Here is a 20,711-nt window from a genome sequence, read left to right on the forward strand (position 1 = left end):
GGTGACTCCGGTCAGCGGGCGCCGTGAATCTCAGCCACGCGCGTCACATACTCGTCAATGAAGATCTGCATGTCCGACGAGATGTTCTTGATGCGCGATGCCAGGTAGTTGTAGCCGAACAGGGCAGGAATGGCGACCGCCAGACCAGCCACGGTGGCCAGCAGCGCAGCCGCGATGCCGGGGGCGATCGCATTCACGTTCACGTCGCCGGCCGCTGCGATGGCTGCGAAGGTGATCATCACGCCCACCACGGTGCCCAGCAGACCCAGGAACGGACCACCGGCAATGGCAATGGTCAGCAATACGATGTTGGAGTTCAGGTCCTGACTTTCACGCACGAGGTCGGCATCAATGGCGGCCTTCACTGCGTCAATGGACGCACCGGATAAGGGCTTGGCCCCCTCTTTGCCCACATCGCGCTTTTGCAGCTCGTGAAGGCCTGCTGCATACAGACGCTGCAAAGACGAGTGCTCCAGACCTTTGGCCTGAACGGCCATCACATCACGGGCTTCTCGGAACATTTTCAAGAACACGCGGTTGTGCTTGTCAGCACGTCCCACGTACAGCGCCTTGACGTACATCACCCACAGCGAGATCACGAACATCACGGCCAGGATGCCGATCACCACCCATGCATCAACCGTCAGGTTGCCTACCAGGATGCCGAAGTAGCCGGGATCACCACCCTCGCCTTCACTGGCGGTTTCCTCGGTTTGCCCCACAGCCACCACCAGCTTGGCATCAGCGCTTTGAGCCGCATGGGAAAATTTTAGCCAATCGGCACTTCGCACGGTGGATGCAATTTCAAGTTGGTCCACCAGGCCTTTTATGCCCTGCCCGACCACCACGTCACCCTCAATGGCCGCCGCTTCTGCCGGCAAGTCAGCTTGCGCTGACTGGGCACCATTCACATACAGCGTCAGCTTGCCAGCACCCACCGTCACCGCCACATGGGCCCACGATGAGACCGGCAAATCTCCACCAGTGGCCTTGGCCGATCCCAGCGTTACCGACAACTTGTCGGCATCCAGCAGCACGGCCAATGGCCCTTGCTTGACCAGCGCGCCAGTAGCGGTTTCAGGCTTGATCCAGAAGCTGATGCTGTAGGGGCCCGCGGCAGGTGCCTTGAGCTTGTCATTGGCCGCCAGGGTCAAGGATTGCTCACCATCCAGCTTGGCGGCTGCACCAATCAAGCCGGTCAACTCCCGCACCACGGGCAAGGATGTCTTGATCACACCGGATGCATCAGCCGCAGGTCCATCTTTCTCGGCAAAGGTCAGCACCGCACCCATGGCGCCATCAAAAATGGCAGGGCTTGTTGACTCGGCCACGGCCTTCTCGTTGCCAGCGTAAACATGGATCAGGTTCTTGTCGGTTCCAGGCGCCACGCTGCTCAACTGCACCCACACCACGGCCAATTCGTTGGTGCCGTCAAAGCGCTCCACCCAAAACTTCATTGGTGTTTTGTCATCGGCCGCCACCACCCGCAGGTCTGAGCCATCAGGCTTGGCCGACAGAAAGTCAAAGTTGCCTGAGTGAAGGCGAACAGGTACCACCGCACCAGACAGGGCCTCTTTGGTTTCGATGCCCTGGGCCGTGGTGTTGAGTGTCACTTTGGTGCGGTGCTTGAAGCCTGCATCCCACCAAGCGTGGGCCGACGTGGACAACAGGCCGCCGCACAGAGCGACCAGCAACAGCGATTTTTTAACAGCTTTCATGACACCCAACAGAGCTCAGTACAGCCTCATATTGTCAAAGCCACGTGTGTCGTCCCTGTGAGCCCAGAATGATCCATACAGACCATGTTTTGCACCATGAGAATGACATGCAATTGTCACAATCGCACCCACCCCCTCATTCAGGGCCTGCATGTCAAAAATCGGACGCACGACGTCGCTAGCATCGTGCGATGACCCTGCAAAAACCCGATCACCAGTTGCAGCAGGCCATGGCCTGGCTGCGCAACGGAGATGCCCAAGGGGCCTCCCTTTTATTCTGTACCTTGATCTCGGTGCCGCACCTGCGCGGCGCGGCGCTGGCGGGCTTGGGCCGCGCCCAAAGGGTTCTGGGCCAATTCGAGGCGGCCATCCACACTTACCAGCAAGCCTTGGAAGTCACCCCAGCATCAACCGCGTTGATGACCGAGCTGGCGATGGCCGAACGCGCCGCCAGCCAGTTGGACGAAGCCGAGGGCACCTACCGCCAGGCGCTGGCGTTGACACCACGCGACCCCATCGTCAACCACAACCTGGGCAACTTGCTGCAAGCGCGTGGCGCCCATCACGAAGCGGCCATCTGCTTTCGCCAGGCCGTTCAGACCAAACCCGATTTCTCTGCAGCCTGGTTGAACCTGGGTTTTTTGCTCAGTGATGACGACCCCGCCGCTGCGGCGGAGGCCCTCAAACGCGGCCTGAACCTGGACGCCAGTTCGCCCCAGGCCTTGGCCTTGCTGGCCAAGATCTTGTGCGACAGCGGCCATGGCACGGATGCCGAGGCGTGCGCACGGCTGGCTGTGCAACTCGATGCGGACTACGCTTACGGCCACTACACGCAGGGCTTGGCGCTGCGGGTGATGGGGCGCATTGATGAGGCCATCGAGCCTCTGGCACGCGCCGCCAAACTGACGACCGAACATGAGCTGTCTTGCGAATGCCTTTACCTGCAAACCTTGTGCCTCAAAGACCAGGGCCGGATCAGCGCATCGATGGCGGGCGCACAAGCGCTGTTGGAGCAATGCCAAACGCCAGAGCAATTCGCCAATGCGAACCAATTGCTGGGTGCCCTTCACTTTGAGGTTGGCGACACGTCCACCGCCCTGGCGCACTATCACCGCTCACTTGAATTAGCGCCAGAGACGGTTCCGCCCAGGGTCACGTTTTGCGCCACCACCAACTACGATTCAAGCTTCGACGCGCCCGCCCAGCTGGCGTTGGCACGCAAGCTGATTGGCTCATTGCAACGCCATGGGGAAGCCCAAGTGCCACACGCCAACAACCAGGACCCGAACCGTCCCCTTCGCGTGGGTTATGTGTCAGGTGATTTCCGGCTGCACTCATGCGCTTTCTTCTTGGCACCGCTGTTCACTCACCACAACCGCGAGCAGTTCCATCTTTACGCTTACTCCACCGAGCCAGTTGAGGACGCTGTCACGGCCCGCTTCAAACGCTTGATCCCCCATTGGCGACAAGTTCACCACCTCAACCCGGCCGACCTGGCCAAGTTGATCAGGGCGGACCAGATCGACATACTCGTGGACCTGTCTGGCTTGACCGATGGCGGGCGCATCGAGGCCATGGCCCTCAAACCCGCCCCTGTGCAGATCGGCTGGTTAGGCTACCTGGGCACCACCGGCCTGAGCACCATGGACTACCGGCTGACCGACTGTTTTGTGGACGCCCCCGGAGCCGAGGCCTGGGCCACTGAAGCACCCCTGCGGCTACCAGGCCACTATGTGTGTTTTGAGCCGCCCGCTGACGCACCCGACCCCACGCCATTGCCCATGCGCCGCAATGGGCATCCCACCTTTGGCTCCTTCAATGCCCTGAGCAAGCTGAGCGATTCGTGCGTGGCCTTGTGGAGCGAGGTATTGATGGCCATCCCCAACGCGCGCTTGCTGCTCAAAACCAAGGCACTGACCGATGAAGCTGTGAGGCAAAGCACGCTGGCGCGCTTTGCTCAACACGGCGTGGCAGCCGACCGCATTGAGCTTCGGGGCTGGGAGGCTGCCACCGCCAACCACCTTGAGCTGTATGGCCAGATTGACGTGGCATTGGACACCACGCCTTACAACGGCGTGACCACCACATGCGAGGCAGCTTGGCAAGGCGTGCCGGTGGTCAGTCTGGTGGGCAGCACCTTTGCATCGCGCCAAGGCTTAACCTTATTGACGGCCTTGGGCCTAGCAGACCACGCGGTGGGTACTCAGCTTGCCTTCGTGGGCAAATGCCAGGCGCTGGTGGGCAACATCGGGATGCTGGAACAGTTGCGCAAAAACTTGCGCCCGCGTATGGCCCAGGGTTCTTTAACAGCGGGACACAGCTTCACCAACGGCGTTGAATCTGCCTACCGGCAAGCTTGGCACCACGCCTTGGCGTCGTAGGTACCAAGCCCGACTTCGGGCAGATCAGAGCCCCAGATCACGAACCGGATCGATCATGCTCAGGGTGACATCCTTGAGCAGCACCATGGGTTTGGCCGCCGACAAACCGGCCAAGCCATCGTGGTCAAGCGAGATTTGCAAGCCCCCGGCTGTGTCCGTCAGCACGACCACCCCTTTGCTCCTGGCCTCGAATCGGGTCCAACCAAACCGGCTGAGAAAGGGCCGCAAATCGATCTGGTCAACCCCCGGCTTGAAATCGGTGATGACATCGTTGCCATCGACCATCGAGCGGTACACGAACAGGTTTTTGCCGCCGCCACCAGTCAGGGTGTCGGCACCGAAGGCGCCGATGAAGACGTCGTTGGCCATGGTGCCCACCATCACGTCGCGGCCTCCATTGGCGCTACCGCCAACATGGGTCTTGAAGTCGCCGGCTACTGCCAACGGTATTTCCTTCGAGGCCACGCTCACCCCATCGGCGTTCAAGCCCGTGGCCGTCAATTTGTAGTAGCCGCTCGCGACAAACTTGGGAATGAACTCGGCCCGGAACTGTGCCTCCTCCGTGTTAGCCTCAATGTATTCAGTGGCAACGACGGCCAGCGGATCTGTCAGTTCAACGGGTTCGAAGGCGATTTTGACCTTGACGATCCCGGAGCCCGGCCTGATGTCAAGCTCTACCGGTATCGAGTACGACAAGGTCGAGTGGGGCTCCGGAAAATCAGCCACATACCAGTCGGCCTGGGGTCTGGCGATGCGCAGCAGCGGTGCTTCTTCCGAAAGAGGCGCGGTAGAAGCCTTCATGCGCACATTCATCTGCGAGCTGCCTTCAATGATGCCAAGGCGACGGCTCTGTATCTGCAGCGGCGCGGCAAAGCTCACGTCAGACGCCATCGCGACAGTCGCTGGCACCGATATCTTCGCGGTGACATAAGCACTGTCTACTCCTGTCAGACGCACCGACGCTGGCTCGAACGAGACCGTCGATCCGTTGGGCAGAGTCTCGGCTTTCAGGTTCAAGTCTTGCGCGCAACCCACCTTGTCATTGATGACGATGCTGGTCTGAGCGTACAGATTCTGAGCCCTGCCGCCTTGCGCCACCGCCTCCAAGGGCGAGGGCACATCAATGAGGGCACGGTAGTTCACTTTGCAAGGACCGATCACCCGGGCGTCCGCACTGGAGGACGGAGCCGGGGCGACGAAAGTCTGCTGTCCGTGTTGCGGCACGGACAGGGCGGTCATCGTGCTCCAGTCGGATAAGTCGGTGGGCCGCCACTCAACCCAGTATCTGTCGCCTTGCCTGAAAGAACGGGTGCTGAAGGTGTACTGCCCGTTGCCCACGCTGGACGACGGCGCGTCCGGGAAGGGCCGGGCCAAGGGATCACCCAGGAACAGGCCCTGCCACGGAGACGAAACTGACTTCCAATAGGCTTCGATCAAAGTGGCACCACGAAAGTACCAGTCCACCATGACGGAGGCCTTGGGAAATTTTTGTTCATAAGCGTAGGGTTCTTCCACGGTACCGTAGCTGCCGGTCATGCCGGCGTCGAGCCAAGCGGTCGCGGGCATTTGGCCTGAGGTGGTCGTCAAGATGCCACCAAAAGAGGTCAGGTGATCACCGACCGCGCCAGGCAGGTAGGTGTTGGTATTCAGCAGACCAACGGAGGTCAGGCCCGTGAAATAGAACAGGATGTCTGTTTCGTTGGAAATGAGGTTGGAGCCCGTTCCCGCCGCGTTGTTGACGTGAAGCATGCTCAAGCCGCCGGGCAACGCCCACCGAGGTGGCACAGCCGCGAAGTCCGCTGCTCTAGGGTTGCTGCGCGCCGAGTCCGTCGTGGTGACCAGACGCCCCTTACCCGAGGGGTAGGTGGCTTCGGCGGCACGGCCGCGATCAATGATCTTCTTGCCGGCCTCGAAGGTGGTAGCGCCAAGCATCATGGACGGCCTGATTTTGAGGTCGCTCCAGGGCTTGGTGCTGACCGAATCGAAGTAGGGAGATGGGGCCCCTAGGCCGTAGCAGCCGTAACCGAACGCGAAGGCGCTGGTGATGCCCATGCCGCAAGAACTGCCGACCACCCGAAACGGCTTGGTCCACGTCAGAAGGGTCGCTTGAACGCTGCTTGGCAATTGGCTGTCCACCAGCGATTTGAGTTGAGCAAATTGAGTGGCAGTGATCTGCTCGCCACCAGTGGTCAAGGGAATGCGGACCACATTGGCTTCGGGGATGCCTCGAACCGATTGGTAGTAGGTGCCAAGCGCCTCGGAGACCGGATCGCCTTGGGCGATCACGATGCCCAGCTCGTTGGCCCCAATGGAGGCCCTGGGTATCTTCAAGGGCGTGGGAGCCTGGGCCCACGACGTTTGGCTGGCTACGATGCCGAAGACCAGTAACCAGACGGGCTTTGACTTTCCGCCGAATGCATGAGCACCATTCATGATCGATTCCCTGAATTTCATGTGTGTTGGAAAAACCAAATTCATTCTCGGTTTGTCATGTGACAACACCTTTGGCCAGGGAGACGCCAATTGGCTGGCCCATTGCAATGGTTTGATATTTCAAATATTATCAAATAATTACAAAGCCAATGCCTGCTAAGCCATGACCACCAACGTCCTCATTCTTTGCACCCACAACTCCGCCCGCAGCGTCCTCAGCGAAGGCATGCTCAACCATTGGGCCCACCAATGGGGGCTTGATGTGCGCGCCTACAGCGCGGGCAGCGCGCCAAGCGGACGTTTGAATCCCTATGCGCTGGAAGCACTCACCAATGCTGGCATTGACATCACCGGCTACCGCAGCAAAAGCTGGGATGAGTTCACAACACCCAACTCTCCTGAAATGCGCATCGTCATCACCGTGTGCGACAGCGCTGCTGCAGAGACGTGTCCATACTGGCCCGGCAGCCCTGTGAAGGTGCACTGGGGCTATGCAGACCCTTCCAATGCCCCAGGTGGGGACGATGGCAAGCGCCAGGCCTTTGAATTGACGCGACAAGCCATTGGCTATCGCATGCTCCAACTGCTGAAGTTGCCATTGGAAACCATGAGCAATGAAGACCTTCAGCGGGCTTTGATCTCTATCTGCGAAGGCTGAAGCGTTGACATGACTGCACTACCTCGCCGGCTGATGGCCGAAGCCCTGGGCACCGCATTGCTGCTCACCATCGTGATCGGCAGCGGCATCATGGCCGAGCGGCTCTCAGCCGGCAACACGGCCATTGCTTTGCTGGGCAACACCTTGGCCACGGTTTGGGGCCTTTACTTTCTCATCCATACCTTTGGCCCTGCCAGCGGGGCCCATTTCAACCCAGCCGTGAGCCTGGTCATGGCCATGCGACGCGAGTTGCCATGGTCAAACTTGGCGCCTTACGTCGTTGCTCAATTGATGGGTGCCGCCTGCGGCGCATGGTTGGCGCACGCGATGTTCGATTTGCCCATCCTGCAATGGTCAGCCAAAGTTCGCACCGGGCACGCTCAGTGGCTGGCCGAGGCGGTGGCCACGGCGGGCCTGCTCTTGGTGATTCTTCGAGCGCCCAAGGCGCAAGCGCCATCGTTGGTCGCGGCCTACATTGGGGCGGCGTACTGGTTCACGGCGTCGACCTCGTTCGCCAATCCCGCTGCAGCGTTCGGCCGCATGTTCTCTGACACGTTTGCCGGCATCGCGCCCAGCGGCGTGCTTGCGTTTGCGGTAGCGCAGCTTGTGGGGGCGATGGTTGGTTTGGGCATTCACCGCCTTTTGGGAAACGAGCGTCAGGAAAATTGAGACAGGAATGAGCTCGGAGGTTGGTTCATGTGCTGCCAGGGCAAAGCAACACATGAGCTGACATCGACAGCGGCTATTTCACACAATTCAAGTTGTCTTTGCCGCTCTTCTTTTCCTTGTCGTCCGGGCAGACTTTTTCTGCGGGTGCAGCCCCCGCACCTTCCTGGTCCCCCATCCCCAGCAACTCCACGGTCAGCAGCGAGCTGCGCTCCTTCGTCTTGCCGCGTTGCGTTGCCTCGGCCGAGACGGCTTCACCCGCCGCCGTCTCGGTACCCAGGCCCGTGTTGACCGACAGATTGACCGTCACCACCGGCGCGGCTGCCTGGCCCACCACTGCACCCTTCAAATTGTCAGCACCCAGCACTGGGCCGGGAATCTCGATCTTGCCGGGCCCCTGGATGAAGGCATCCAAGGCCCTCACTTCACCATTCGGGGTCAGCAAGCTGACCCTGCCATCGGCTTCGCCCTGGCCATTTCGCACGATGCCAATGCCGCTACCGGTCACCGGCGGTTTGACCGTGTAAACCGTGTCGCCAAAGAAGGAATCCTGGCCGACCTGAACGTCAATCGCGGCCACGTCGGTGTTCGACCCACGGCCTGAATCGATGTCGCCATTAGCCGAGTACAGCATGACATCGCCCGTGCCCACCACGAACAGCTTTTGCGAGTTGACCTGGAAGTCACCATCCGAGAACGAGCGGATGCCGCCACCCTGGGCCGCGATCAGACCGCGAGTGGCGCCCTGCTGGCGGTCAAAGGCGGTGGCTTTGGTCAAGCCCACCAACACTTGCCCACCCGGGGCGAACAGGTCGATCCCGCCACTGCTCTTGTCACCAGGCCCCTGAGTCTGGACCTTGCTACCGGCCAGGTTGATGTCGCCCGTGAAGTCAAATCCTGCCCCCAGGCCTGTGAGGCCGATGGTGTTGTTCATCAAGTCCCACACCACCTGCCTGGTGGCCAAGCGTTGGGCGTTCTCGATGGCATTGCTGGACAAGGCAACGCTGGTCACATTGGAGCCCAGGCGCTGGATCTCCTTCATCATCACATCGTCCTTGAATTGGCGGAAGCGGGCCGAGGTGAACTCATTGCCCGTGCCAGCCACGCCAGCCTGGGCTGCCGCCGCAGACCAAGCCTGGGCATAGGTTGACGACTGAAGGTAGGCCGACATGAACGGCGCCAGGCCTTGCCCGGTGGCGAACTGCTGCTGATCGGCCAGTGGCATCTGACGGAAGACGTCCAGGGCCTGAGCCTGGCCCACCTTGCCGACCGCGCCCTTGGACTCCACGAAGCCGAGCACCGCATCGCGCACACCGGCATCGCCCGACCAAGCCCACGAAACGAACTCGCCGAGGGCCAAACCGGGCTGACTGCCCATGTGCTCCGACAAAATGTTGACCACCTTGGCGGGATCGGTGCTCAAGGTTGTGGCCACAAAACGCGGCAGCAAGACCTGATCGGTTACGAACTCCAGCCGGTCGGCACTGTTCATGGGGCGGTGCCCCGCCAGGGTCTCGCCGCGGTAGCGGCGCAGAGCCTGGTCAGCATTCAAGTCATTGACTTCTGCTTCAGACCAGCCATGGCTCACCAGCTTTTGCTTGACGAATGCAATCAAGGCCGCTTCTTCGGCCGCACTGCTGGGCACAAAGGTCTGCGCGATGTCATTCGCCTGGAGTTGCGCCTGCTTGTAAGCAGCGTAGTCAGCAACCAGACTGGATGATTTTGGCGTGATGTACGTGGCCAGGAACTTGGGCAGCAACTGGTCATCGGCAAACTTGTTCTGGTTCGCCGGCGTCATGTCCCGGTAGTACGCCAAAGCCTGGGTGTAGGTCAGACCAGATACCTGCATCTGCTTTTGGACAAAGGTCACCAAGGCGGCTTGCGCAGCGCTGTCTGTGTTCAGGTATTGCGCTGCAAACTCATCGACATCGACCTTTTTGTCCATGCCTGCTGCCACTCGGATGCTGGCAGATTGGTTTGACAACGCAGGATTTGTAAGGTTGCCAATGGTTTCAATGCCATAAGCATTGAACAAGTTGATGTCATGCCCAGCTTCAATTTGAAGCTCACCAGGTCCACCAAGCTGGATTTTCCCGTTAGGACGCGTCGGGTCAACATTGACCACCCCGTTGACGTTGCCACCAGCCACGATCCGCGTGATGTCAGCGTTCTTGAAGTTCTGGCCAACATACGAAATATTCTCGATGTCTCCGCCAGCGCTTATGTCTGCTGGCTTGGCAATGACGAGACTGGTTGAGGATTGGAACAAGAGATCGCCATTCGCATGAACGCTTGCTGGCTGTGAATCAGCTTCATGCAACATCTTGGGGGCCGATTTGCCATCGTCCAACATGCCGCTCGCCAGGTTGCCCTCCAGAATGATCTGTGCCGATGCTTTCAAAGCTGGTTTGCTCACGGTCCAGGCATTCCAGTTGGTCACATCCGTGTCCAACAGCCCCAACCGTTTGCTTGCCTGCGTACCAAGGCGAACATCCTCTCCGGCATAGATGCTCAAGTCCCCCACGGCGCTTGGTGCCAAATACAGGTTGCCAGACCACTCAATCCCCACGTCCCCGCTCAAGGCAGACAAGCTCATGGTGCCGGGGGCAAGATTCAGTGTGTCCCGAACCACGCTGGCTCTGCTGGCCAGGGCAAGTCTTTCCTGAACAGGGATGGAACTGTTGCCATGGAACTCCTCAATGGCTTCTTTGGAAGTCACGCTGTTGGCAGCCCACACCACATCCCCATGAACACTGAGCAACGAAACCGCAGCGGTATCCCCATAGGTCAGATAGGCCCCAGAATCAGCAGACGCCGTGGCTCGTGGCGCGGTCGAATCCAACATGGTCGGGTTGTAAACCAACGCCAGATTAACGTCACCTCCGGCCTGAACAGCCCACTGGCCATCCATGAGCCCCAGCACCAAGCCCAGATCGGACTCTTTCTGCGCACCGCCCTTGTCAACGGTCCCGCCCGATTCAATGCGACCTCGGCCCTTCCCCAGGAAGTAAATCCCGCCCGAGATGTCACCATCGGCACGCACAAGCACATCGCCACCGTTCTGGGTGAGTTGGCTCAAGGCCGATGCCCCACCCACGGTATTCCGCACCGTTCGGGCAGACGTGGGCGCCACCACACCCAGGTTGCTGATGTCGCCACCAGCCGTGACGCGCACATCGCCACCACCCATCGACCCCAAGCCTTGCTTGAAGCCGTCAAAGGCCGACCACCAGGTGACGGATGAAGCATCCTTACCCGTGTGATAAAACCAGTTGCCGATCCACTGCTTGGCCAATGGCGACACGATGTCGCGCCCCGCCGCCACACTCAAGCGGCCACCATGTTCCGTGAACTGCCCCCATTTGGGCAGGCCGCTTGCCGCCATCGCCAGATTGGCAGGCTTGGCCGAAGGCCGCCCGGCCACATAGGCCACGCCCTGTACAGGCGTTGGCCCCGTGCCCGCGCCAAGCACCACATCATTGCCTGCCGCCAGATCGATCGATCCAGAGGTGGTGCGCACTATCTTGCCACCTGCAATCGTCAGAGACCCCGTGGTGGCCGGGCCGTTCGTGGCCAGCACATTGGCCCCCTTCGTGTCAGCCCCAGCCACCAAGCGGAACGACGCGGCATCACCCGACTTGATCTCCGTGGGTGCCGTGGCATTGTCGGCCGCGCGCGTGGCTGTCGCAAAGCCGTCGCTCAACGATCCGTTGATGCTCAGGTCACCCTTGGCGCGAATGGTCAGCGTGATGGGCTCGCCTCCGGCCCTAGTTGCTTCCCACAGGTTCCAGTCATTCGCGACCTGGAAATCGCCATCGGACTGCAACTCCACTCCAGCGCGCAATTGCACTTTTGATGCGGTCAGGCCCAGAGCATTCAAGACGTTGGCCTTCTTGGCCATGAAGTTCTTGGTGTCCGTTTTCAGCGTCTCTTGCCCGATGGTCTTGGTCGCCGCCACCGATGTACCGCTGGCCAGCTTCTCGCCGCTGTAAGTCTGCACCGCTTCGATCACCACCTCGCCCGCCACGACGTCGTCAGCATCAAGCTGCACGCGATCAGCCCCAAAGGTGGTGGCGCTGTCTCGCTTGGCGCGGATGACCACCCGGCCATCCTCGGCATCATCCCCCTTGGCCGACACGGTCACGCCCGATGCCAGGATGACCTTGCCTTGCGTGGAAGCCAGCAGGATGTCGCCACCATTGGCGCCAACAGCCGCATCGGGTGATGAGTCGGCCACGATCTGGGCCGCGCCTAGGTTCCCCTTCTTCAGAATGACGTCGTCACGCGCAGACAACTGCACCACGCCACCCCGTTCGGCATGGGCATCGATCTTGGCGGTCTCGTTCAATGTCAGGCTGCCCTTGTCGGCGCTCATGACTACCCGTGTGGCCGCCATCGTTTCGTTCAGGGACAGGTTGCCTTCGCGAACGCGCACTTCCACCTCGCGTTGGAAGCCGCCCTTTTGAGACAGCTTGATCAGGTCATCCAGTGCCTGGTTGGCATTGGCGACTGCCGTGGTTTCACCGCTGTTTCTGACCAAATTGCCCGCATCAACGGTGACGATGCCGGAAGTGCCTTGGCTGGTGGAACCGCCTTGAAGGTTGGCCGCGCTGCCCACCACCAACTGGCCCTTGGCCGCCGTCAAGTTGACCGCACCAGCAGCGGCGCCCGAGGGCGCTGATACATCCAGCAAGCCATTGAGGACGATGTTGCCCTTATCGGCCAAGGCGCTGATCTTGCCACCTGGTGCGGCGGTGGACCAGGTGCTGCCTGCCGAGGCAACCCAACCCTTGGCCAAGGTTTTGGAGCCTTCGGCAAACACCACAGTTTCGAGTTGGCCATCCTGGCCCTTGCCAGTGATGTTGATCTGACCTGACGCCAAGTCAATGGTGCCTTGCTGCAGAACACGCTGCCCGGTCAAGCTCAACTTGGCACCAGCGCCAACCCGGTCGTTCAGGGTTCGGGCCTGGTCATTGGCCACCGGGGCTTGCGCGATGGTCAGCACACCGGCCTGGCTTTCAATGGCTTGGTCAACGCCTGTGCCTGCGGTCAGGCGGGCGGACTTGATGGTGACGTCAGCCTGCGTGGTCAGCTTGCCGTTGTCACGGGCTACCACGTCGCCGGTGGTCGTCAGTTGGGTTGACGCAAAGGCCAGGTGCTGCTGGCCACCACCCAAGGTGATGCCTTCAGCCGTGGCATCCTTGACAGGCGGTTTGGCCAGAATCGACAAGGTGGTTTTGGAATCAGTGGGCGCAGAAGATGGCGCAAGCTTCGAGCCATTGCGCAGGGTCACCTGCTGGGCCACCACCGTCACCGCGTCACCCGCTTGGCCCACGCCGCGAATCACGGGGGCGTCCAGCGTCAGCTTCTTCAGGGTGGGCGTGCCATCCGTGGCAGTTTTGCCCAAGGCAACAGAGCCCACCATGTCAATGCTGCTGTAGCTGCGCAATTGCAAGCGTTCTTTGTTGTCCAGCAGGGCACTGTCCACCACCAAAGCGTCGGCATGATCCGAAGCCCCGCCGATGGCAATGCGCTGAGAACCCAGCCCCAGTGACTTGGCGTCAATCAGAAGACTGGCATCCGCGCTCACCTGCTGGCTGGCATCCAGCTGAACCGCTTGGCCTGCCAGCTTCACATCCTGGCCGATTTTCAGCAGACCAAGGGGTGCAGTGGCATCCCCTGCGGACAGATCACGCTGCAGGTCGGTGTCAATGCGGTTGCTGACCACCAAGGCGGCGCCTCCACCCTGCACGACGAGTGGCGCGGCTTGGTCGCTGGATGCCACAGTGGAAGTCAAACTCACCTTGTCGGCCACTTCCACCTGGTCTTTGGCCACCGCCAGCAACTCGCCGATTGAAAGATCTGCTCCCAACAGCACCTTGCTTGATTTGGTTTGGATGACGGTGTCTCCATCGTCATTGGTGGTTCGGATGCCGCCCAGGAGAATGCTCTCGGCACCCGTGGCCTTCAGCGCATCGGCCGTGACCGTTGCGCTGAAACCCTCGGGCTTGGCATCGCCCTGCTTGATCAAGGCCATGGCATCGGTCATGGCCAGATCAAACTGGCCGCCGGCAAAGCCTTCGGCCCCGGCCAGGTTGTACTGGGCTGCCCAGTCAAAAGCCGCGCCCGTGGCCTCCAGCGACACGCGCCCCGCGTCGCCAGGTCGGCTGGGCATGGCCGTGCCCTGCTTCTTGGCCTGGCTTGCCAACAAACCATTGATGGACGTGTTCTGCAACTCCGACTTGGCGCGGAAGGTGGCTTCAGGCTCCAGCAACAGGGCCAAGCGCGGGTCTTGACCGCCATTGATGGTGGTGCCCACCGCAGTCTTGTGGCCCATGACCAGCACGCTGCCGTCGTCTTGAATCGAGGCCTTGGTCAGATTCACGCCGGCAGGCAAGGTGGCCTCGGACACCAGCACCGCACCGGGCAACACCGCATATTGCGCGGGCAACAAGGTGTAGATGCCCTTGGCCAATACCCCGTTGTCGGTGGTGACGCTGAACTGGTCACCGGCCGTCAGGCTGACGCCATTCACCTTGGTGTTGGCGTTGATTTCGGTGTCAAAGGGGGCAAAGTCGTAGCTGTAGTTGGGCAGCACCGCGAACACATTGGCGCGCTTAAGCGTATCTGTGCTGCCGCCCGCACCGGCCACAAACTCCGTGGCCAGCAAATCACCGCCTGCCTGTGCCAGCAATTGAGACTGCCCGTCAATCGACAGGCTGTTGCCGCTGATGGTGATGCCCTTGGCCATGGTCAGGCCATCCAGCTGCTTGACGGTGGTGTCAGGCACTGCGTTGTCGTTGTCTTGCGTGCCTTGGGTGCCATACACCCATTTGCTGCCGTTGAGCATGGTGCCCACAGGCACCGTCACGCCATCGCCAGTCACCGACAGAACGCTGTCCGCGCTCAGCACTGGCGTGGTGGCGCCCTTGATGGTGATCAGGCCAAAGGGCTGCCGGATGACGCCTTTGATGAGCACATCGTGCGCATCCAAAGTCAACTTTGCCAAGGCCGACAAAGGCGTGCGGCTGGTGGAGCCGCCTTGGAGGGCCGACACCGTCAACTTTGATTGGTCCGGCAAGCCGGTGACCTTGAAATCAGACAAGGTGGTGGCGTAGATTTGCCCGGCTTGAAGGTTCAGGTCTCCCGCAAAGTTCAAAGAGCCTTCGAGTTTGGACGTGGTGACATCGAATGGGCGCCCGATGAAGCGGATCTCGCCATCGGTGCGCGAACCTGGCTGATGATCAGCCGCGCCCAGGGTGGCAGCCAGCGTGGTTTCCTTCACGCCTTGCAAGGCACTGTGGCCGCTCAGCTCGATCAGGCCTGCGTTGACGGCCAGCGTGGCGTCGCCTGTGGATGCTTGCGGCTTGGAGGCCTCTGATGAACCAAATGGGGGTTTCAAATCCCGATCACCCAAGGAGACATGGCTGGCTTGCAGGGTGTGCTCGCCTGCTTTGCCCGAGCCCAAGGCCTGCAGCACCGGTGTGTTCAGCACCAGGGTCCGCAAGCGTTGCTGTCCTTCGGCGGCACCCAAGCTGGCGCCTTCGCCCAGGACAATGCGGTCATCCGCGCGCAGCTGGATGCGGTCAAATCCGGCGCTGGCCAGTTGTGCGGCAGACACGACGCCCTTGGCGTAACCATTCTGGGCATGTTGCGCCAGCTGGTCATTGGTCGCCTCCACAATCAGTTCGCGCTTGATCGAAGGGTCATTCTGCTCTGGGTAATTCACACCTGTTGAAACCACGGCACTGCCAGCACCCGCACGGCTGATGGAGGCATAGAACTGCCCGCCCGCCACACTGGCATCGGGCCTGCTGGCCGTCATGGTGCCTTGCAGCAAGAAGCCATCGGTGGACCCCACGTTGATGGCGCCCGCGCCTTTGCTAATGCGCGTTTTCCTTGATCCGGCATTGAGGTTCAGATCATCTGCCGCGCCGCTGACATTGATTTCAGAAGCGGCTTCTGTTTCAGATGCACCCTCCGTCACCACGCGGCCGCGCACGGCGGTTTTCTCAGGCGCGTAGTTGAGGTTGACCGTGCCTCCACCCAACACTTCGCCCATCATGCGGCCATTGACCGAATTGGCCTTGGTGGTACCCGACACATCAATGACCGAGCCCGCTTTGAGCAAAATGACTTGATCTGCCAGGTAGCCGACTTTGTCCAGGCTCGCTTGAGCGTCGGATCCACCACGCTCGCCCAGCAATGACAAAGACACTGCCCCGCCGTGGGCCTGAAGGCGCCCGTCCACCACGAGATTGCGCCCGGCCTTCAGTGTCATCTGACCACCTGCCCCCACATCCACCAACGCATTGGTACCGATGGTCAGGCTGCTACCGTCGTCCAGCCCTTCATAAGGCAACCTGTCAGGGGTATAGGGTTGTAAACTGGCGGTCAGCGCCAACTTGGTCGACTGCCTTGCGCCTGGGTCAAGCACCGCTTTCCCAGTCATACCGCCTCGGCCAGTGCCCATCACCAGATTGCTCAACACCGGGGTGAGTTGGGTGTTGTCCGCCACGCGCACGTCGCCCAAGGCCGACAGGTCAAACGCACCAAACCCGCTGGCAGAAAAGAACTCTGGCGTCAATGCCAGCCCACCGTTGAAGGCCTCACCGCCAATGGCCAGCGTGCGCATGCCCTTGACGCTCAAGGTGCCGCCTTTGTTGAAATCAAAAGCCGACAAAGTGCCATCCAGCACCACCTGGCCAGTCTTCAACTGGCCATTCTCGACAAAGGGCTCCTCACTGGTGTTGGCCCCGACATCAACCTTGCCCGCCGATCCCTTGGTGAGGGTGCCGGATCCGGCTCTCCACACCCCTGCAGACACATCCACCTGGCTGCCTGCCGCCAAGACCGCAGAATGCCCGGCTTTGACCTCGAAGATGCCACCGTCCACCGACAAGGCGTCGGTACCCCCAGGGGTGCCCAGCTCGTCGAGCTGACGGCCAGACAGATCGACCATGGCGCCACTTTTCAACAGGAAGTCGCCGGCCTTCTTGAGCTTGGCTGTGAACTTGCCCCCTTCTGCCTTCACACTGCCTGCCACCGTGATACGGTCATTGGCATTGATGGCCAATTCTCCGCCACTGCCCAGGTTCAATGAAGCCCCCTGGCTCACGGCAACCTGGTTGCCATTCAAGGTCAGCCTGCCCAGGCTCGAACTCTTGAGCTCATCAATGACCACTTCCGTGGACGCCTGCAAGGCGTTGATGAAATCAGCCATGGCAGCTGCACCCATCGGCACGTTGCCGACGGCAGCGGTGCGCGTTTGGACCACATTTACCTGGTTCAAAAGCTGAGACTGAGCATCATCGCCAAAAATTTTCCCAACGGTGACCAGTCCCGCTTGCGGTTTCACCGATCCATACAGATGAGGATAGAGCTTCAACAGCGATGCCACTTCGACATGCGTGGGGCGCGCCTGAGGCACGACGGGAGTTGCCTTCTTGTCGTTTTCAATCAGGTTCTCAAACGACTCCGGTTCAACTCCAAACTTCTTCTTGAACAGTTCACGCTCGGCCTCAGACAGTTTCAAAGACCGTCCATTGCGCTGCTTCGGCCCCACCACCACACCCGCCTTGAGCCCAGACAAGTCCGTTGCCGTTCTCTTCATGCCCGCCACGGTCAAGGTGCCCGCATCAAAGCCCTCCACATAGCCAAGTTGCACAGTGGTACCGGTGCTGTTGATCAACTCGTCATAGCGCTGGCCCGCCTTGGCATCGCTCAAGCGAACCAGGCGCTGTCCTTGGCGAAGGAACGAGGTCGACACGACGCCATCCTGGTACTTGATGCTGCCACCGGAGATGTCCACTGTGGCGCCCTTGGACACCACCACCGCACCTTGCGACTCCATGCGGACATTGCCGCCGCGGGTGGACAGCTCTTTCGCGTCGCGCTCAATGTCGTTATAAAAGCCTGAAACATCAGCAATGCCAATGGCCTTGCTGGCGTCAAACGACACCGTGCTTCGATACAGCACACCGCCGCGCTGAACTGGAGAATCCGCCAATTCGATCTTGAACAGGCGCCCAGACTGCTGATTGCGGTCCATGGCCACGGCCACATCGCGCTCTCCCGACGCATCGATCAACGCGCCACTGTCCACCACCAGATGGCTGTCATCCGCCACAATATCTCCGATCGCTGGCCCAACGATCGGTGAGTTGTTCGACGTGCTTTTACCTGTACCGGCCAGGGCCAACAAATTGATGTCGCCTGCCTTGGCGATGATCTTTGCGCCCTGGGCTCCATCAGCCCGCACCCGCACTTCTTTGCCAATGACGTCGATGCGCGAGCGGTAGAACTTGTCGGAGTCCTTCTGGGTGGCTTGCTTGGCGCCCGCCCCATTGTCGTACTCGGGCGTGATGGCAGTGACGCTGTTGACGCCAAACTCGATGCTGCCAAGCTGATCCAGCTCGCGAGGCACCTCGGTATTGGCGTTGTAGCTCTTCTTGCTGGCGTGCAGGGAGATGTAGCCATTCTTGCCCTTGACCGCCGTGGTAGCCAGCAACTGGCCATTCTGGCGAATGGCTTCGCCCACCAGGGTGATGGTGCCGCGCTCGGCCTTCACTGTGCCTTCATTGACCACGGTGTTGGTGCCTACGGGCAGATCAAGCTGGCTGCCGGGCGGTTGCTCAAAGCCGTCGGTCAGCACATTCAGGCCGCGCGCCGATTGGTCGATCGAGGCGCTCAGGAACACCTTCTGACCCGCGGCCAGCACGGTTTGCCCGTCAGGGGTCGTGATTGTTCCGGCGTTGGTCACTTGAGGCCCCACGATGAGCACATCGCTGGCCTGGCCCTCCACCGCACGGGCGGTGATGGTCGCGCCTTGCTGGATGTGCACAAAGCTGCTGCTGGAGGCCGAATCGCCACCAAAAACAACACCGGAACCAATGTCTTTGCGCAAACCCTTGTTGAAAGCCGCGTCGTCCACCCTCAAGCCCGTGGCCACAAACCGGCCCGCTTCAACCTGCGCGCTTGATTCGAAGGTCAACCCTGCCTGGTTCTCAACGATGAGTTCGCTGTTGGCCTTGAGTTTTCCGGCAATGGTGCTGGGAGACACGCCCTCCACTCGATTCAGCACTGACGCCTTCAACGGCTGCTCGAACGCCACGCTCATGCCCTGCCCAATGTCAAAGCTGTCCCACGTGAATATGGCCCGGTCTTGCGTTTGCTGGATCAGCACATTGGTGCCATCTTGAACCGAGATGGCTCTGAACAACGCCGATGCCGTGGGGTTGAGCCAATCAGGGCGGTCGATCTGGTAGTTCGCCCACAAAACCTCACCGCCTGTGGCTGCGCCCGTTTGGCGACCATTGACGATGTTCTTGGCCTGGATGTCAACCACCAGGCTCTGGTTGAGGTGGTTGCCAATCTGGCTCACCACGGCTCGTTGGTCCGTCACTCGTGTTTGAGCGACATCCAAATCGGCTTGTTTCTTCCCAACGCCCAAAGTGATCACGGCCAGTTGGGATTTGGCATCCGCAATCTGCGAAGGTAACTCGGCTGGGGGCTCGGCTTGTGCCGCCTGCTCCAGCAAACCTCGCAAGTTTTCTTCCAGCGCTACTTTTTGCTGCTGGAGATCCTGCAGCTCTGCCTGAGTCGCAGAAAGCTGATTGCCCAGCTCTGTCAGATTGGCCGTGGGATCGGTCAGCCTGTCCAGTTGCTCTTGACTTTGAAGAGCCCGTGTCTGGCCGGTGGCACCCAGCTCGACCGTGCCCAGCTCGGTGACCACGCGGCGCTGAGTGGTTTCATCAAACTTGGTGGCCTTCTGCGCGTGTAGGTAGATGCCGCCTTTGCCATCAGCCACCGCCGACGTCGCGGTGAGCAAGCCATTTTGGCGAACCGTCAGGCCCACCAGATTGATGGTTCCGCGCTCGGCCACGATCGCGTTGATCTGCTGAGAGAGATCGTCGGTGCCATCGTCGTTCTTGGGCTGCTGGGCCTGGGCATTCTCAACGGTGTTGACGCCTTCAGGCCCCGAAGCAAATGAGTCCACCGCCACCAGGAAGCCGTGCTGATTGGCATCCTGGGAGTTGAACAGGTACACCTTCTGGCCTGCGGCCAGAACGGTCTGGCCATCGGGGGTTTCAATGCGGCCCTCGTTGTAGACCTTGGGGCCAATCAGCATCACATGCCCGCCGGCCAGGGCTTTGATTTCAGCCCCGCGCTCCACGGACACGAAGCCGTAGGGGTTGGCGTCATCGCCGCCAAAGGCGGCCGTCCTGCCGTTGTCGTCGGTGTTGAGTTGATCGTCACGCGTATTTTTTGCCGAAGCCAGCGCCGTGGCCACAAAGCGCTGCGTTTCGACACGGGCAGTGGGGCCAAAGATCACGCCGTTGGTGTTCTCCAGAATCACTTGGCCTGTGGCCGTGAGCTTGCCCAGAATCACCGTGGGATTGAGGTCCCAAATTTTGTTCAGGGCCGTGCCGTCTTTGGGCTGCTCAAAATGCACCCCATAACCACGCCCAATGTTGAAGCTGTCCCAGTTGATGACGATGCTTTTGTCGCTCTGCTCAACCAGCAGGTTCGTGGCATCGGGATTGGAGATGACAAAGCGCCCCCGGTCACCAGCGATCCGCCCAACCGCCGTGCTGCGAACCGGCAAACTGGCGCCGGGATTGGTGCGGTTGGCCCAGACCGTGGCAGAACGCGGCACGGTCGTGTTCAGCGATCGAGTGGCCGCCACGCTGGCATCCACCATCCCCGCCAAGGTCAAGGCACAAGCCACCGCCACGGCGCGGGTCTGGCCACCGCCAGCCTTGCCCGCTGAGCGAACATGCTCGGCTGCGGGCACGCGCATGCCACGGTTGCGGTCGAATACCAGACGGTGTACTTGCTTGTTCATGACAACAC

At 60.6% G+C, this 20,711-nt stretch carries 6 protein-coding genes; 3 read left to right on the forward strand and 3 right to left on the reverse strand.

What is annotated here, in order from left to right; genetic code table 11:
* Positions 1 to 11: 11 nt before the first annotated feature.
* Entirely contained in the window at positions 12 to 1,718 is a 1,707-nt protein-coding gene (locus PSV38_RS01230; protein WP_300543916.1) for a DUF2341 domain-containing protein, read from the reverse strand.
* A gap of 191 nt (positions 1,719 to 1,909) precedes the next feature.
* Between PSV38_RS01230 and PSV38_RS01235 the strand changes: the two genes are divergently transcribed.
* Positions 1,910 to 4,099 (forward strand): tetratricopeptide repeat protein, encoded by a 2,190-nt coding sequence (locus PSV38_RS01235; protein WP_300543918.1) that lies wholly within the window; start codon positions 1,910 to 1,912, stop codon positions 4,097 to 4,099.
* A gap of 24 nt (positions 4,100 to 4,123) precedes the next feature.
* On the opposite strand, the gene PSV38_RS01240 is transcribed toward PSV38_RS01235, so the two are convergent.
* Positions 4,124 to 6,430, reverse strand: a complete 2,307-nt coding sequence (locus PSV38_RS01240) for a TIGR03790 family protein (RefSeq protein WP_300543920.1) — start codon at positions 6,428 to 6,430, stop codon at positions 4,124 to 4,126.
* 265 nt (positions 6,431 to 6,695) lie between these two features.
* Here PSV38_RS01240 and PSV38_RS01245 point away from each other — a divergent pair, with 265 nt between their 5' ends.
* Both PSV38_RS01245 and PSV38_RS01250 read left to right on the forward strand, forming a co-directional pair.
* Positions 6,696 to 7,190, forward strand: a complete 495-nt coding sequence (locus PSV38_RS01245) for an arsenate reductase ArsC (protein WP_300543922.1) — start codon at positions 6,696 to 6,698, stop codon at positions 7,188 to 7,190.
* 9 nt (positions 7,191 to 7,199) lie between these two features.
* A complete protein-coding gene (locus tag PSV38_RS01250; protein WP_300543925.1) occupies positions 7,200 to 7,859 on the forward strand; it encodes an MIP/aquaporin family protein in 660 nt (219 codons plus the stop codon).
* Positions 7,860 to 7,932: 73 nt separating this feature from the next.
* Here the strand turns inward: PSV38_RS01250 and PSV38_RS01255 are convergent, their stop codons facing one another.
* Entirely contained in the window at positions 7,933 to 20,703 is a 12,771-nt protein-coding gene (locus tag PSV38_RS01255; protein WP_300543927.1) for a filamentous hemagglutinin N-terminal domain-containing protein, read from the reverse strand.
* Positions 20,704 to 20,711 lie beyond the last annotated feature (8 nt).

It is taken from the genome of Aquabacterium sp., assembly GCF_029946005.1.
In the GTDB taxonomy this organism is placed as follows: Bacteria; Pseudomonadota; Gammaproteobacteria; order Burkholderiales; family Burkholderiaceae_C; genus Aquabacterium.

Bases quoted from the DNA above. Each gene is read 5' to 3' on its own strand.
- PSV38_RS01230 (WP_300543916.1), bottom strand. From the start codon at position 1,718: ATGAAAGCTGTTAAAAAATCGCTGTTGCTGGTCGCTCTGTGCGGCGGC.
- PSV38_RS01235 (WP_300543918.1), top strand. From the start codon at position 1,910: ATGACCCTGCAAAAACCCGATCACCAGTTGCAGCAGGCCATGGCCTGG.
- PSV38_RS01250 (WP_300543925.1), top strand. From the start codon at position 7,200: ATGACTGCACTACCTCGCCGGCTGATGGCCGAAGCCCTGGGCACCGCA.
- PSV38_RS01245 (WP_300543922.1), top strand. From the start codon at position 6,696: ATGACCACCAACGTCCTCATTCTTTGCACCCACAACTCCGCCCGCAGC.
- PSV38_RS01255 (WP_300543927.1), bottom strand. From the start codon at position 20,703: ATGAACAAGCAAGTACACCGTCTGGTATTCGACCGCAACCGTGGCATG.